The 14,725-nt window shown below is 67.6% G+C and carries 13 protein-coding genes; 5 read left to right on the plus strand and 8 right to left on the minus strand.

Features of this window, described 5'->3' with window-relative positions:
• The first annotated feature begins 80 nt into the window (after positions 1-80).
• Both NL126_RS11560 and NL126_RS11565 read left to right on the plus strand, forming a co-directional pair.
• Positions 81-1,457 carry a DUF4382 domain-containing protein gene (locus tag NL126_RS11560; protein ID WP_255195027.1) on the plus strand — a complete coding sequence of 459 codons (1,377 nt, stop codon included), beginning with the start codon at positions 81-83 and terminating at the stop codon, positions 1,455-1,457.
• A gap of 53 nt (positions 1,458-1,510) precedes the next feature.
• Positions 1,511-2,356, plus strand: a complete 846-nt coding sequence (locus tag NL126_RS11565; protein WP_255195028.1) for a hypothetical protein — start codon at positions 1,511-1,513, stop codon at positions 2,354-2,356.
• A gap of 7 nt (positions 2,357-2,363) precedes the next feature.
• Here the strand turns inward: NL126_RS11565 and NL126_RS11570 are convergent, their stop codons facing one another.
• From NL126_RS11570 to twy1, 5 genes are all read right to left on the minus strand, one after another.
• Positions 2,364-3,302, minus strand: a complete 939-nt coding sequence (locus NL126_RS11570) for a branched-chain amino acid transaminase (RefSeq protein ID WP_255195029.1) — start codon at positions 3,300-3,302, stop codon at positions 2,364-2,366.
• A gap of 130 nt (positions 3,303-3,432) precedes the next feature.
• Positions 3,433-4,095, minus strand: coding sequence for a 3,4-dihydroxy-2-butanone-4-phosphate synthase (gene ribB, locus NL126_RS11575; RefSeq protein ID WP_255195030.1), 663 nt, complete (start codon positions 4,093-4,095; stop codon positions 3,433-3,435).
• On the minus strand, positions 4,079-4,777 hold the full coding sequence (locus NL126_RS11580; protein ID WP_255195031.1) for a CTP-dependent riboflavin kinase: 699 nt from the start codon (positions 4,775-4,777) through the stop codon (positions 4,079-4,081). Before NL126_RS11580 ends, ribB begins: the two co-directional genes overlap by 17 nt.
• 150 nt (positions 4,778-4,927) lie before the next feature.
• Positions 4,928-7,258, minus strand: a complete 2,331-nt coding sequence (locus NL126_RS11585) for a PAS domain S-box protein (protein WP_255195032.1) — start codon at positions 7,256-7,258, stop codon at positions 4,928-4,930.
• Positions 7,259-7,339: 81 nt separating this feature from the next.
• The gene (gene twy1, locus NL126_RS11590; RefSeq protein ID WP_255195033.1) at positions 7,340-8,308 is read right to left on the minus strand and encodes a 4-demethylwyosine synthase TYW1; all 969 of its coding nucleotides are present in this window, start codon (positions 8,306-8,308) and stop codon (positions 7,340-7,342) included.
• A 185-nt stretch (positions 8,309-8,493) separates the two neighbouring features.
• Between twy1 and NL126_RS11595 the strand changes: the two genes are divergently transcribed.
• Positions 8,494-9,006: an HTH domain-containing protein gene (locus NL126_RS11595; protein ID WP_255195034.1), complete on the plus strand. Its 513-nt coding sequence runs from the start codon at positions 8,494-8,496 to the stop codon at positions 9,004-9,006.
• A gap of 305 nt (positions 9,007-9,311) precedes the next feature.
• Positions 9,312-11,051: an arginine--tRNA ligase gene (gene argS, locus NL126_RS11600; protein WP_255195035.1), complete on the plus strand. Its 1,740-nt coding sequence runs from the start codon at positions 9,312-9,314 to the stop codon at positions 11,049-11,051.
• 45 nt (positions 11,052-11,096) lie between these two features.
• Here argS and NL126_RS11605 read toward each other — a convergent pair whose 3' ends face one another.
• Both NL126_RS11605 and NL126_RS11610 read right to left on the minus strand, forming a co-directional pair.
• Positions 11,097-11,243, minus strand: coding sequence for a hypothetical protein (locus tag NL126_RS11605; protein ID WP_255195036.1), 147 nt, complete (start codon positions 11,241-11,243; stop codon positions 11,097-11,099).
• A gap of 30 nt (positions 11,244-11,273) precedes the next feature.
• Positions 11,274-12,185 carry a MinD/ParA family ATP-binding protein gene (locus NL126_RS11610; protein ID WP_255195037.1) on the minus strand — a complete coding sequence of 304 codons (912 nt, stop codon included), beginning with the start codon at positions 12,183-12,185 and terminating at the stop codon, positions 11,274-11,276.
• A 122-nt stretch (positions 12,186-12,307) separates the two neighbouring features.
• Here NL126_RS11610 and prf1 point away from each other — a divergent pair, with 122 nt between their 5' ends.
• Complete coding sequence (gene prf1, locus NL126_RS11615; RefSeq protein ID WP_255195038.1) at positions 12,308-13,558, plus strand: peptide chain release factor aRF-1; 1,251 nt, start codon at positions 12,308-12,310, stop codon at positions 13,556-13,558.
• A 19-nt stretch (positions 13,559-13,577) separates the two neighbouring features.
• Here prf1 and NL126_RS11620 read toward each other — a convergent pair whose 3' ends face one another.
• Positions 13,578-14,696: a PAS domain-containing response regulator gene (locus NL126_RS11620; protein WP_255195039.1), complete on the minus strand. Its 1,119-nt coding sequence runs from the start codon at positions 14,694-14,696 to the stop codon at positions 13,578-13,580.
• Positions 14,697-14,725: the final 29 nt, after the last annotated feature.

Genomic DNA, 14,725 nt, shown 5'->3' on the forward strand with positions numbered 1-14,725 from the left:
GAATCGGCCATCCGACTTATCCGTCCGGCTTTCGAACTGCCGCTCGAATGGTACGACGAAGTGGACTACTAGCTGTAACGATGGCCGCGCTGCTCGTCCTCGCCGGGTGTTCGAGCGTCATGCCCGGCGATTCGGGCGGCACCGGCACCGTGAACTTCTACATGAGCGACCAGCCGGGTGCGATCGAGGAGTTCGAGCACCTGAACGTCACCGTCGACGAGGTGACGTTCGTCGCCGCCGACGGGAACCAGACGACGTACGACGCGAACGGCACGTACGACCTCACCGAACTGAAGGGCGAGAACGCATCGCTCGTCAGCGAGTACGAGGTCGAGAGCGGGAACTACACGAAGGTGTTCCTCAGCGTCAACGAGACGACGGGGACGCTGAAGGACGGTGAGTCGACGACCGTGAAGCTCCCCTCCGAGAAGCTCCAGCTCACCACCAACTTCACCGTGGGCGAAGACGAGGAGGTCGACTTCGTCTACGACGTGATGGTGACGAAAGCCGGCGGGTCCGGCAAGTACGTCCTCCGTCCGGTCGTCAGCGAGTCGGGGACGGACGTCGAGATCAACGAGGTCGACGCCCGAACCGAGGGCGCTGCGCAGGCGGGCCAGCAGGGCAACGCCTCGATGGCTGAGCGACAGGGCTCGCTCGACTTCTACGTCAGCGACGAGCAGAACGCCATCGACGACTTCGAGCACCTCAACGTCACCGTCACCGAGGTCGGCTTCCAGCGCGGCGGCGACTCCGGCAACTGGTCGGAGCACGACGTCGACAACCGGACGGTCGACCTCACCGAACTGAAGGGCGACAACGCGACGCTCCTGCAGACGTTCGACGTCTCCGAGGGGAACTACACCGCAGTCGTCGTCGAGATCGAGGACGTGAACGGCACGCTGAAGGAGGGCGGCGACCCCGACGTGAAGCTCCCCTCGAACCGCATCAAGCTCAACACGGACTTCAGCGTCGAGGCGAACGAGTCCACCGAGTTCGTCTACGACATCACGGTGGTCGAGCGTGGTAACTCCGGCGCGTACAACATCAAGCCGGTCGCCTCGCAGTCCGGCACGGACGTGCCCATCAAGCGGGTCGACAGTGCGGAGGACGCCGAGAGCGACGACGAGGCACCCGAGAACGACACCGAGACCACGTCGCCCGACCTGAACGCGACGTTCGTCGGCAACGTCTCCGCCGGTGAGAACGCGACGGTGTCCGTGACGCAGAACGGCACCGCCGTCGAGAACGCGACGGTCACGTACAACGGGACGGAGTACACGACCGACGCCGACGGTGCGGTCACCTTCGCCGTCTCGGAGAACGCGACCGAGGTCGTCGTGACGGTCACCTACGAGGAGCGCGAGGTCGAACTCGAACGCGAGTTCGAGTCCGACGACAGCTCACAGGAAGACGGCCAGGCGAACGACAACGGGCAGTACGCGCTCACCGAAGCGTAACACGGCGACACACCCACAGAAGACTTATTCTGGACACGACTGACACGCCGGTCGTGTTCCGCTGTGCCCTCCTCCTCGTAGCGCTGCTCGTGCTCGCCGGCTGTGTCGGCGGGCCGGGCCCCGTATCGTCGACAGCCACGCCCGATACCGCGGTTGCGTCCCCGACGGACGCCACGATGGCGGAGTCGTCGTCGACCCCCCGCGCGTCCGCCCGCGTCCACTACGTTCTCGACGTCGGTGGCGCGGCACTCGACGAGTTCCGGTCGGTGAACGTCACGGTTCGGTCGGTCGCGTTCCGCGACGGAACCGGCTCGCAGTGTCACGGCCGGCTGTACCCCGACGACGTGACACTGACGCCGACCAAGACCCCCGACCCCGACCGTGGCCTCGACTGTCTGGTGTTCGAGACCGAGCGGACGCTGGACCTGACCGACCATCGCGAAGCGCTCTCGCTCGGCGCGTACACGGTTCCGGCAGTCGTCGCCGACGACACGTTCGTCGTCGTCACGCCCCACAACGGCACCCTGGAGAACGGGACGCAGGTTCAGTTCGCGCCGGACGATCCCGGGTTCGCGCTTGAACCGACGCGTGACGGTGACATCCGGCGCGTCGGCATCGCGGTCGACCGCTATCGGAGCGGCTACGGTGTCGGTCCCGGTGGCGTCTCCACGTCGGAGCCGGCGCCTGCGGCCGCGTACACTGTCGAGGTCGAGGGAGCGGTTCGGGACGGGAGTCCGGTGACGGTCTCGGTCGCCCGGAACGGCGACCCGTTACGCGAGCATCCCGTCACCGTCGATGGACGGACGGAGGCGACCCGCAGCGACGGCTCGGTGACGGTGGACGTCGAGACCGCGCGAGTGTTCGAAATCACGGTGCCGGTGAACGCCTCGGCGGCGTAGCCGGAGGTTACTGCTCGTTCACGTACGTGAACCACTCCTCGTGGTCGTCGGTGCGGCGCTCGACGAGGTCGAAGAACACCTGCTGGATCTCCTCGGTGACCGGGCCGCGCGTCCCCGCACCGATCTCGTTGTCGTCGACGCCCTTGATGGGCGTGACCTCGGCGGCGGTCCCCGTGAAGAACAGCTCGTCGGCGGTGTAGAGCTGGCTGCGGGAGATGACGGCCTCGTCGTGGACCGTGTAGCCGAGCTCTTCGGCGAGCGTGATGGCGGTCTTGCGGGTGATGCCGTCGAGGATGGACTGGGCGAGCCCGGGGGTGTAGATCTCGCCGTCGTCGACCAGGAAGATGTTCTCGCCCGGCCCCTCCGCGACGTTCCCTTCCTTGTTCAGGACGATGGCCTCGACGTAGCCGTTGCTGCGGGCTTCCTCGCCCGCGAGCAGGCTGTTGACGTACGGACCGGTCGCCTTCGCGTTCGTCGGAATCTGCGAGGAGGCGTGCTTGCGCCACGAGGAGACCATGACCTCGACGCCCTCTTCGAGCGCGTCCTCACCGAGATACGTCCCCCACGGCCAGCACGCGATCGCGGTGCGGGTCGGACAGTCCTTCGGGCTGACGCCGAGCGAGTCGTAGCCGAAGAAGGAGATGGGCCGGATGTAACAGGACTCCATGTCCTGTCGGCGGATGAGTTCGAGCGTGGCTTCCTTCAGCTCCTCGAGCGAGTAGCCGATGTCGAGGTCGTACGGCTTCGCCGACTGGTAGAGGCGTTCGAGGTGCTCGTCGAACCGGAAGACCGCCGGGCCGCGCTCGGTGTCGTAACACCGGATGCCCTCGAACACACCGGTTCCGTAGTGGAGTCCGTGCGTGAGGACGTGAATCTGTGCGTCCTCCCAGTCGACGAACTCGCCGTCCATCCAGATCGTGTCGACGTCCATGTCCGCGAAGCTCATACTCGTGCGTGGAACCCCCTCGTATTGAGTGTTGGCGGTTCTTGCCGGCCGTCAGGTCACGACGACGACCACCGGGTAACAGACGAAGGCGGCGACAGCAGGAACAGAACGCATCGGTACCGAACCTGACTCACCGGAACTGGGCGAGCAGGTCTGCACCCTCGACGTAGACGAGGCCGTTACGGTCCGCGTACGCGCGGGCGTCAGCGGGCAAGAGCGCCTGTCCGGACTCGTCGTCGAGCATCTCGCAGACGACGGCGGCGGGCGGGAGGTCCGCAGCGTCGGCGAGCGCGATGCCGAGTTCGGTGTGGCCCTCGCGGTCGGCGAGCAGTTCGGGTGCGGCTCGCAGCAGGTGGACGTGTCCGGGCGCGCGGAACTCCGCGGCGAAGTCGACGGTTGCGGCGTCAGCGGCGAGTTCACCGATACGCGAGATGGTGAGCGCGCGGTCGACGTCGGTGATGCCGGTGAACGTGTCGCGGTGGTTGACGGTGAGCGAGAACGACGACCGCTCGTCGTACGCGAGCTCGTGGTCCGCAGACAGCGGATGGTCCATGGTCTCCTGGACGAACGGGAGGTCCCACGCGTCCGCCACCGCATCCGAGAGCGCGACGCAGACGAGCCCGCCCGCGTCGTTGCGGAGGCGGGCGACCGCCGGGGCGTCGACGGCGTGCGCGGGGTAGACGATGTCCGTCTCGCCCTCCCGATCGGCGGCGTCGTGAATCAGGACGGGCTCGCCGCGCCGGAACGCCTCGACGGCGGCGTCCACGGCCGTCAGCTCACTGCTCTTCGACACGGACGGTCACCTCCTGGCCGTCGTCGAGTTCGAGCGCGTCGCGGAGCTTGTCGGGGGCGATGACCTCCAGCTGGTCGGCGCCGTGGTGCGTGCGTTCGGGGGCGATGACGTGCGCGGGCTCGTACGGCTCCCCGTCGACTGCGATGGTGGCCGGCCAGCAGAACGCCGGGCCGTACGTCCGGTCGTCGTCCTCCCAGCCGTCGATGCGGACGGGGTCGAGCGAATCCATCCGGGCGCGCGCCTCCACGCTCTCGGCGTCGAGGTCGACGTTCAGCGTCCCGGCGAACGGCTCGTAGCCGAGCCGCTCGCGGAACTGCTCCATGTAGCCGGACAGCGAGATGTAGTGGCGTCCCTCGCCCATCCCGCTCGTGACGGTCCCGTGAAGCGACACTTCGGTGGTCTGCTCGAAGATACGGCGGTACTGTTCGTACTCGCGGCGGAGCGCTCGTCGCCCGGCGTCCGTGATGGTGATTCGCTGGCCGTCACCGACCATCTCGCGGTCGATGGTGCCGGCGTCCTCCAGCCGCTGGAGTCGGCGCGAGGCCGTCTGGTTCGAGGCGTCGAGGCGTTCGGCGAGCCCGGCGCACGTCACCGTCGTCGGCGCGTCCGCGGCCCCCGCGAGTGCGAGATGCTTGAGGGTCGCGAGTTCGTCGGGCCCGACCGCCGCCACCTGCTCTGGCATAGCTGTAGCTTGGACCGTGCGTCGCTTAAGCGTAACGAATGTGGAAAGGTTCTCAGAAATGGGATATGTGGTCGCTGCGAGAGCGTCGGGTGGTTGTTCTGCGGGTGTCGTCGACATGAACCCGTCGGTTCCCGCGAACGTGGGGTCGCCTCACCCCGTCGGTAGCTCGACGGTCACGACGGTCCCCCGGGGCTCGTTCGGCTCGACGTGGACGGTTCCGCCGTACTGCGTCACGAGCGAGTCGACGAGGTAGAGCCCGAACCCGCCGGTCGTCGTGCGCGGGCGCTCGTGGTCGAACAGTGCCTCACGGAGTGCGTCCGGCAGTCCCGGACCGTCGTCGGCCACGCGGAGCGTCGTCGTTCGCTCGTCAACCTCGATGCGGACCTCGACCGTCGGCGTCTCGCAGTCGTTGTGGATAATGCCGTTCTCGATGAGGTGGGCGACGACTTCGCCGAGCAGGTCGTCGGCGGTGACCGCCGCCGTCTCGGGTGCGTCCAGCGTCACCTCGGCGTTCGGGTGGGCCGTCGAGAGCTGCTCGACCCGGTCGGCTGTGACCGCAGCGAGGTCGACCGGGTCGCGCGGTTCGCTCGGGTCGGTCAGCCGTTCGAGTATCTGTCGGACGTACTTCACCCGAGCGACGATGCCCAGCCCCCGCTCCTCGATCTTGTCGACCGAGGCCGCGAGCGGGTCGTCAGCGTCGATACCGCCAGCCAGCGTGTCGGCGTGGCCGAGGACGACCGTCATCCCGTTGAGCACCTCGTGGCGGAGCAGGCTGTTGAAGAACTCGAGCTGGTCCTGGCGTTCGAGGATGGTCTGCTCGTACTCGCGGTGGGTCGTCACGTCGGTGAGCGTCGCGACCGCGCGGACGAACTCGCCGTCCTCGAGTACCGGCACCATGTTGATGGACAGCCAGACGACCTCGCCCGAGGGCCGTTTGATGCCGTGTTCGAACTCGTAGACGGACTCCTGGGTCTCCCGTACCGTCGCGAACGGGAGGTCCGAACTCGACAGCGGCGTCCCGTCGCTGTCGATGGCTTCCCACTCGGATGCATCGTACGTGCGGCCGGCGATGTTGGACGCCTCGAGCCCCAGCACCGTCTCGGCGTGGGCGTTCGCTCGGACGATTCGTCCCTCGGCGTCGAGGACAGTGACGGCGACCGGGCTGATGTCGAACAGCTGCTCGACGAACGCACGTTCGGATTCGAGATCGGCTTCGAGCCGGCGTTCGAGGGTGACGTCGCGGAGCGCGCCGACGAGCGTCTGTTCGCCGCTGGCCGTCTCGTGGAGGACGAGCGTCGCCTCGACGGTGACGGTCCCCTCGTCGAGTCGTTCGAGGTCGAACTCGCGAGTCACCACGTCGCCGGACTCGAGGTCGGCCAGCATCTCGTTGCGGACCGTCGAGTCGACGTACAAGTCGGCCGGACGGAGCCCGATCACCTCGTCGACGCTGTCCGCTCCGAGGATGGTAGCCAGCCCCGGGTTCGCCTCCCGGATGACGCCGGTCTCGACGGGGTCGGTTCGGTACACGCCGACGGGCAGCGTCTCGACGAGTCGAGCGTATCTGGCGAGCGTCTCTCGCGTCTCGATACTGTGAATCGCGTAGCCGATGTCGCGGCCGACCTCGGTGAGCAGGTCGCGTTCCTCCTCGTCGAACGCGTTGCGCCGGTCGGCGTACACCGCGAGGATACCGTAGTCGTCCTGCTCGTACGTCAGCGGCACCGCCGCGACCGACTGGAAGCCGCAGTCCACCGCGGCCTGTCGCCACGGCTCGAACGAGGTGTCGGTCGCGGTGTCGTGGACGACCTGCACCTCACCCGTCCGAAGCGCTCTGCCGCCCGGTCCGGCGCCGGTCGGGGTCTCGTCGGTCGTGACCGTTATCGAATCGAGGTACGACGCAGCCGACGCCCCGGCCGCGGCCCGCGGCACGATGCAGTCCCCCGACTCGTCGAGGCCACCGACCCACGCGAACACGTACGGGTCCGAGCCCGCGAGACGGTCACAGACGCCCTGTTCGAGCTCGTCGCGCGTCTGCGCCCGCACCAGCAGGCGGTTGACGTCCGACAGCACCGAACTCACGCGTCGGAGGTTCGCGGCCTGCTGCTCGACGCGCGTTCGATCGACGAGGTCGATCGCTCTGTCGGCCAACAGCAGCGAGGCGTTCTCGGTCCCGCGCGGAACGAACTCCACGCCGTCGCGCGCCAGCACGTCGCTCACGGCGTCGAGTGACTGCTCGCTGCTGTAGACGATAACCGGCAGCGACGGCGCTCGCGCCTGCATCGCGTCGAGAACCGCCCCGTCGTCGGTCGTGGGATGGCCGTCGGTGGTGACGACACAGTCGAACTCGCGGTCCTCGAGTGCCGCGAGTGCCGCGTCCAGGTCGGTGACGAACTCGACGCTGAACCGTTCGTCCCGTTCGAGTGCCGTCCGCTCCACGTCGATGACTTCCGGCCCTGCGATGAACAGCAGGGCGAGCCGGTACATTTCCTCCATCAAACGTAGGTGGCGCTAAAAGGGTGTCGGCCGTCGGCCCACACAGAGGCGGCGGGAAACGGATGTCGGCCGTCAGTCCGCCAGTTCCCGCGCCCAGAACTCGCTGCCACCCTTGAGTTTCGGCACCCACGTGTCCTCGTCGCGCGCGAGCAGTGCCACGCGCGAGGCCTCGACCTCCCGATAGCAGTCGAACGCCGGGAGGAACGACTGGATCTCCTTCGTGAACGCGCGGACCGCTTCGTGGCTCGGCATCGACGAGCGGTCGAGCCGCCCCCGCGAGTGGCCGACGTGCATGTACGCCTTCATCTCGACGAAGTCGACGTCGGCGCGTTCGCACATCACCGCGTACCACTCGGGCGTGTGCATGTTCACGCCCTCCACGAGCGTCGTCCGGATGACTGTCCGCGTCTCGTCCTTCTCGGCGAGCACGTCGAGCGTCTCTAACAGGCGCTCCCACGCGTCGTCCTCCATCGCCCCCACGGTCTCGTCGAACGTGTGGCGGTCCGCGGCGTCGACCGAGATGTAGAGCTGTGTCGGGTCGCACTCGCGGATGACCTCGGGCCGAGTGCCGTTCGAGACGAGGAACGTCGTGATGCCGCGGTCGTGGAACGCCTCGATGAGTTCGGGCAGATAGGGGTAGAGCGTCGGTTCCCCATCCAGGGAGATAGCGACGTGCCGCGGCTCCATCGCCTCGTCGAACACCTTCCGCGGGACCTCGTCGTTGCCGCCGAACCCCGAGAGCAGCTTTCGCTGGAGGTCGATGGAGGCATCGACGACCGCTTCGGGGTCGTCCCACTCGACGCCGTCGAGTTCGTAGGAGTGGCCCGCGTGATCGCGCCAGCAGAACACACACCGCTCGTTGCACTTCACGACCGGCGTCATCTGGATACACCGATGTGACTGAATCCCGTAGAAGTGGTTCTTGTAGCAGCGACCCTCCCCCCGGAGGGCGTTCGCCGTCCACCCGCACGTCTGGGCGGCGGTGTGGTTGACGTGGTGGTAGTCGGGGTCGTCGACCTGCTTCGGACCCGAATCGCTCATGTCCGGGCGTCGGCGTCGAACGGCCTAAACCCCGCGGTCCACCGGCTCGCCCTCTTCCACCGCGTCGATTGGCGGCCTCCAACTAGTATGGGTTTATCGTGGACATATGGGTTCTTCTAGAGCGGATAAGGTGGATAATCAGATACTCACAGAGGGTTTTTGTGTTAGTGTCTGAACTAGGGAGTATGGCAATCGGTGAAGCTCCACGCGCGCAACGGCTGGACGAACGCCCGCTCGAAGACACCCACGACGTGACGGCGGCCGCAGAACGGCTCGACGACGACGCCTCCGCGACCCTGTACCTCCATTCGTCGGCTTCTCCTCCAGCGAAGCGCCGGCAGGCGGTGACTCGCGGGCGGTTCGACGCGCTCGTCGATGCGGACATCCTGCCCGAGGCGACGGCCCGGAGCTGGGACGGGCAGACGGCGGCGCTCGACGTCGACGGGACGCCCACGCTCGACGTGTACGACGAGTTCACGGCCGCGGTCGGCGACCGCGGCCACCTCGATCCGTTCTTCCGCGAGTCCTCGACCGGATTCGGTGACCGCTCGGTCGTGTTGCCGGTGCTCTGTCTCGCGATTCGCCGCGGCGACACCGTAACCGGACTCTACCCGTGCTGGCACGAGGGGACCCACTGGAGCGTCGAGGACGGACTGGAGGCGCTGGAGACGGGCGAGGACGTGGAGAACCTGCGGTAGGCTTCGGGCGGCGTTCGTCCTCTCGGTTTCTTCGTCAGGTCGTGTGAGTGGCGGCTCACCGTATCGGTTGTTCACGCCACGCGGCTCGCGTGTCGCTCTTTCCAACTCAGAATCCCACGCGGCTCGCGTGTCGCTCCTTCCAGTCGCTCCCGCTCGCGCCGACGTGGCACTCGCGGCGAGCAAGCTCGCCGCTCACGCCACGCTGTTCACGGCTCCCTGCGGTCGCCGTTCACTGTGACGTGGCCTCGCTACGCTCGGCCACGCTCTTCGCAAACCCCTTTACCAACCCCCACTGACCGATTCCCATGTTCATCGCCTTTCGCCAGGAAGTCGAGTCGGTGCTGACCGATGCCCTCGAGGCGTCGGGCTACCCGACCGACGACCTCGGCATCGAACAGCCCCCCGAGGGCGTCGACGCGGTGCTCGCTTCGAGCGCCGCGTTCCGGCTCGCCGGGGAGGCCGGCGCGCCGCCACCGAAGGTCGCCGCGGACCTCGCCGACGCCATCGACCTCTCGGATGCAGACCTCGTCGACGCCGCCGACGCACAGGGGCCGTACGTCAACTTCACCCCGAGCGAGCGGTACTTCCAGGGCGCACTCGACACGCGCGAGGACGCCGGCCGCCTCCCCGACACCGGCGACGCCGTCGTCGTCGAACACACCTCCGCGAACCCGACCGGCCCGGTCCACGTCGGCCGCGCGCGCAACCCCATCATCGGTGACGCGGTGGCGAACGTCCTCGACTACGCCGGCAACGACGTCGAGCGCCACTACTACGTCAACGACGCCGGCCGGCAGATGGCCGTGTTCACGTGGGCGTACGAGACGTTCGACGAGTCGGACCTCGACGCGGACCCCGAACGCGACCGCATCGAGTACGACCTCGTGCGCTACTACCGCAAGGGCAACGAGTACCTCGAGAACGCCGACCCCGAGCAGGTCGAGGCTGCCGAGGCCGAAATCGAGTCCATCATGCAGGGGCTCGAAGCGGGCGACGATGCGGCATACGAGCGGGTCGGCGAGGTCGTCGACCAGGTGCTCTCCGGCATGAAGGCGTGTCTCGAACGCCTCCCAGCAGTGTTCGACGAGTTCGTCAAGGAGACGCGGTTCATGCGCGACGGCTCGACCGACGACGTCATCGCGCGTCTCAAGGAGCTCGACGGGGCGGTCTACGAGGAGGACGCGTGGCAGCTCGAACTCGACGGCTTCGAGAAGAACCTCGTGTTCCTCCGGTCGGACGGGACGAGCCTCTACACGACGCGCGACCTGGCGCACCACGAGTGGAAGTTCGACAACTACGACCGCGCCGTCACGGTCCTCGGCGAGGACCACAAACTGCAGGCGGGCCAGCTGCGCGAGGCGCTCGACCTGCTGGGGAACGACACCTCCCAGCTGGAGTCGGTCATCTACTCGTACGTCAACCTCCCCGAGGGGAAGATGTCCACGAGAGCCGGCACGGGCGTCGACCTCGACGACCTGCTCGACGAGGCTATCGCCCGCGCCCGCGAGGAGGTCGAGACCCGACTCGACGACCGCATCCGCGACGACGACCTCACCGACGCGGACGTCGAGCGCATCGCCCACCAGGTCGGTATCGGCGCGGTCCGCTACGACATCGTCTCCAAACAGCCAACCAAAGCAATCACCTTCGAGTGGGACCGCGCGCTCGACTTCGAGGCGCAGTCCGCCCCGTACGTCCAGTACGTCCACGCGCGCTGTTGCGGGATTCTCGACGACGCGGGCGACGTGCCCACGGACGTCGACGTGTCGCTGCTCGACACCCCGGAGGAGCGGGACCTCCTGCGCGTCATCGCCCGGCTCGACGGCGTCGTCGAGCAGGCCGCCGACGAACTCGAACCCCACCGCGTCGCGACGTTCACCCGCGAGTTCGCCGAGACGTTCAACGCCTTCTACCGCGAGTGCCCGGTGCTCGCGGCCGAGGACCCCGACGTGCGCGCCGCCCGCGTCGCGCTCGTGGCCGCGGCTCGCCACACCATCGCCAACGCGCTCGACATGCTCGGCGTCGAGGCACCACACTCGATGTGACACGGCCGGGGCTCACGCCTCGACCATACGGAAAACGGAGCGTTCTCAGACGAGCGCCGGGAGCAGCAGGCTGCCCGCGATGAGCTGTCCGCCCACGGCCAGCACCGCGGCTGCGCCGAGGCCGAGGGTCAGCAACAGGAAGATGACGATCCAGGAAAGCCGCACTGACGGGTCCGTCTCGGCGTCGCTCATATCTGGCAGTTGGAGGCCCGCGGTTAAACGTTAGCGAAAGCGGTCCGAGAGCCGGCCGAGAAGGCCACCGCCATCGTCCTCCGTTCCGCCGCCGTCGTCCGTGTCGTCGCTCTCGCCGTTGCCGTCGGTCACCACCGGCTGGTCGGTCAGGAGCCCGCCGCCGTCGCCGTCGCCGAGCCACTCGAGCACCCCCTCGGCGAGCCGGCTGTACGCGAATCCTGCCGGCGACTCGGGGGCTGTGAACGCGATGGGTTCGATGTCGAGCGTGCGGGCGTCGCCGGGGACGACCGAGAGGATGTCGGCGCCGAGCCGCTCGCTCACCGCGGAGACGTCGGTCTCGTCGCCGGCTTTGTTGAGGACGGCGCCGACGACGGACAGTCCCTCGTTCCGGCACGCGTCGAGCCCCTTCGCCGCGGTCGACAGCGAGTTCTCGCGGGTGTCGGTGACCACGACGATGCCGTCGGGGAGGCGGGCGACCGCCGGGCCGAGCGTGCCGGCGTCGGCGACAATGTAGTCGTACGCGAACGCGAGGTCCGCGCGGGCATCGGCCATCGTCTCGTCGTCGACGTCTCCGAACACCGAGCGGTCGCCGCCGACCACAACCGGCAGCTCGCCGACCTCGACTTCGCCGGTTTCGACCTCGACGTCGCCGGCGCGAAACGCCGTCTCGTCGCGGCCCAGCGCCTCGGCGTAGGCGGCAAGCGACGCCTCGACGTCACCGTGTGGCAACTCGACGTTCGCCGTGGCTCGACCGGCGGGTGCGCCGTCCGCGAGGACGTCGGCGAGCGTCGCCTCGGTCTCGACGTCGAACCAGTCGGCGACGTCGCCGGTGAGGTCGAGGACGGCCGCGTGGTGGCCCTCGCGCCGGAGCGCGGCCGCGAGGTCCACTGTGGTCGTGGTCGTCCCCGTGCCCGTGGCTCCGACGACCCCCAGTACCTGCATACCTTACCCTGTGTTCGAATCTGTATAAAAGTATCCCGTGTATAGACGGCTGAAACGCGCGTGTGATACGGCGCTCCCACGCGGTCAACACTTACTTAGCCTCGTTGGGCCTAGCCCCGGCAATGAGTCAGCAGGAGGAAGAGCAGTCGGACAAACAGAAGTACGAGTTCCGACGCGTCATCGAGGAGCTCCAGGACTACTCGGGGTCAGGGACACAGCTCGTCAGCATCTACGTCCCCGACGACCGCCAGATCTCGGACGTGGCTGCCCACATCACCCAGGAGCACTCGGAGGCGTCGAACATCAAGTCCAAGCAGACTCGCACGGCCGTACAGGACGCGCTCACGTCGCTGAAGGACCGCCTGAAGTACTACAAGACACCACCCAAAAACGGGATGGTGCTGTTCTCGGGGGCCATCGACACGGGTGGCGGCCAGACCGACATGGTGACGAAGGTGCTGGAGTCGCCGCCGGACCCCATCGAGTCGTTCCGCTACCACTGTGACTCGGCGTTCCTCACCGAGCCGCTCGAACACATGCTCGCGGACAAGGGGCTGTTCGGGCTCATCGTCCTCGACCGGCGGGAGGCGAACGTCGGCTGGCTGAAGGGCAAGCGCGTCGAGCCCGTCAAGTCCGCGTCGTCGCTCGTCCCCGGCAAGCAGCGGAAAGGTGGCCAGTCCGCACAGCGGTTCGCCCGCCTTCGCCTGGAGGCCATCGACAACTTCTATCAGGAGGTCGCGGAGATGGCGAACGACCTGATGGTCCCCAAGCGCCACGAGATGGACGGCGTGCTCGTCGGCGGCCCCTCACCGACGAAAGACGAGTTCCTCGACGGCGACTACCTCCACCACGAACTCCAGGACATCGTCCTCGGGAAGTTCGACGTCTCCTACACCGACGAGTCGGGGCTGTACGACCTCGTCGACGCGGCCGAGGACGTGCTGGCCGAGACGGAGGTGATGAAGGACAAAGAGCAGATGGAGGAGTTCTTCAAGGAGCTCCACGACGGCGAGCGCGCCACCTACGGGTTCGAGCAGACGCGCCGCAACCTCATCATGGGCTCGGTCGACCGGCTGCTGCTCTCCGAGGACATCCGGAAGGACGTCATCACCTACACCTGCGAGAACGGCCACGAGGAGCGGGAGGTCGTCGACCGCCGGAAGGCGACGCCCGACCACGAGTGTACCGAGTGCGGCGCGACGGTCTCTGCCGACGAGGAGGCCCGAGAGGACGTCATCGACCACCTCATCGACATCGCCGAACAGCGCGGCACCGAAGCCAAATTCATCTCCACCGACTTCGAGAAAGGCGAGCAGCTCATGACCGCGTTCGGCGGGGTCGCCGGCATCCTCCGCTACTCGACGGGCGTCTAAGCCGACTGTCTCTTCTCCCCTACGCCACGACGCGGGTGACGGTCCCAACCAGCCCACGGAGCTCGCCGTCGTCGAACAGTCCCCGGAACTGGATGGCGCTCTCGATGGTCTCCCCCTCGTTCGGCTGGAGCGTCACGTCCAGCATGACTTCGTGGGTGGTGCCCGTCCGCAGGTGGTCGCGAGCGGTCCGGGCCTGCTCGACGCTCGGCTCGTCGAAGACGACCGAGAGCGGCTGGTTCACCAGCGTCTCGACGCCGACCAGCTCGGCGAACCCCTCGCTCACGAGGTCGAACCGGAGGTCCTCGTCGAGGACGCAGACCGGGTCGGGCAGAAGCGCAATCGCCTGCCGGTAGCGGTCGAGCGACTCTCTGACCTCCTGGTGTCTGGTAAGGTCGGTCGCGACACAGACGTGGCCACCGTCGTGGATGAGTCCCATCGACAGCGACTCGACGAACTGCTCGCCCGACCGTCGTTGCGCGACGGCCTCGCCGACCCACGAGCCCGTCGCCTCCATCTCCGGAATCACCTCGTCGAGCAGGTACGCGACCTGGTCGTCGGGGTAGAGCTCCCGCCAGTGGCGGCCGACGAACGCCTCGCGGTCGTAGCCGTACAGCTCGGCGTACGAGCTGTTCGCGTCGGTGTAGTGGCCCGCCGCGTCCACGATGGCGATTCCCTCCTGGGCGGTCTCGATGGCCTGCCACCAGCGGCGATTGCGCGCGTCGACCCGGTGGCGCTCGACCGCGTTCTGGATGCGGTTCGCCAGCAACTGGTACTGCTCGCTCCCTCGCCCCTTCTGGAGGTAGTCGGTAACGCCCGAGGAGATCGCGTCGCTGGCGATCTCCTCGCTCCCCCGTCCCGTGAACAGGATGAACGGGAGGTCGCCGTACCGGTCGCGGACGATACCAAGCAGTTCGAGCCCGTTGCGGTCCGGCATGTTGTAGTCGCTCACGACGCAGTCGACGGGGTGGTCGTCGAGATACGCCAGCCCGGCGTCCGAGTCGGTCGCCGTCTCGACGTGAAACCCCTCGGCGGTCAACGCCGCCCGCGTCAGCACCCCGAAGTCGGCGTCGTCCTCGACGTGGAGGACGTGAACCGCCTCGGCCACGGCCGGCCCGGGGGGCAGCACGGAGGTACTCATGCTCCGTGTTGGCTGTGCACAGATATCAA

This window comes from Halorarius litoreus (assembly GCF_024362405.1).
Taxonomy (GTDB): domain Archaea; phylum Halobacteriota; class Halobacteria; order Halobacteriales; family Haloarculaceae; genus Halorarius; species Halorarius litoreus.

Bases quoted from the DNA above. Each gene is read 5' to 3' on its own strand.
- NL126_RS11560 (WP_255195027.1), top strand. From the start codon at position 81: ATGGCCGCGCTGCTCGTCCTCGCCGGGTGTTCGAGCGTCATGCCCGGC.
- NL126_RS11570 (WP_255195029.1), bottom strand. From the start codon at position 3,302: ATGAGCTTCGCGGACATGGACGTCGACACGATCTGGATGGACGGCGAG.
- NL126_RS11580 (WP_255195031.1), bottom strand. From the start codon at position 4,777: ATGCCAGAGCAGGTGGCGGCGGTCGGGCCCGACGAACTCGCGACCCTC.
- NL126_RS11585 (WP_255195032.1), bottom strand. From the start codon at position 7,258: ATGTACCGGCTCGCCCTGCTGTTCATCGCAGGGCCGGAAGTCATCGAC.
- twy1 (WP_255195033.1), bottom strand. From the start codon at position 8,308: ATGAGCGATTCGGGTCCGAAGCAGGTCGACGACCCCGACTACCACCAC.
- NL126_RS11595 (WP_255195034.1), top strand. From the start codon at position 8,494: ATGGCAATCGGTGAAGCTCCACGCGCGCAACGGCTGGACGAACGCCCG.
- argS (WP_255195035.1), top strand. From the start codon at position 9,312: ATGTTCATCGCCTTTCGCCAGGAAGTCGAGTCGGTGCTGACCGATGCC.
- NL126_RS11605 (WP_255195036.1), bottom strand. From the start codon at position 11,243: ATGAGCGACGCCGAGACGGACCCGTCAGTGCGGCTTTCCTGGATCGTC.
- NL126_RS11610 (WP_255195037.1), bottom strand. From the start codon at position 12,185: ATGCAGGTACTGGGGGTCGTCGGAGCCACGGGCACGGGGACGACCACG.
- prf1 (WP_255195038.1), top strand. From the start codon at position 12,308: ATGAGTCAGCAGGAGGAAGAGCAGTCGGACAAACAGAAGTACGAGTTC.
- NL126_RS11620 (WP_255195039.1), bottom strand. From the start codon at position 14,696: ATGAGTACCTCCGTGCTGCCCCCCGGGCCGGCCGTGGCCGAGGCGGTT.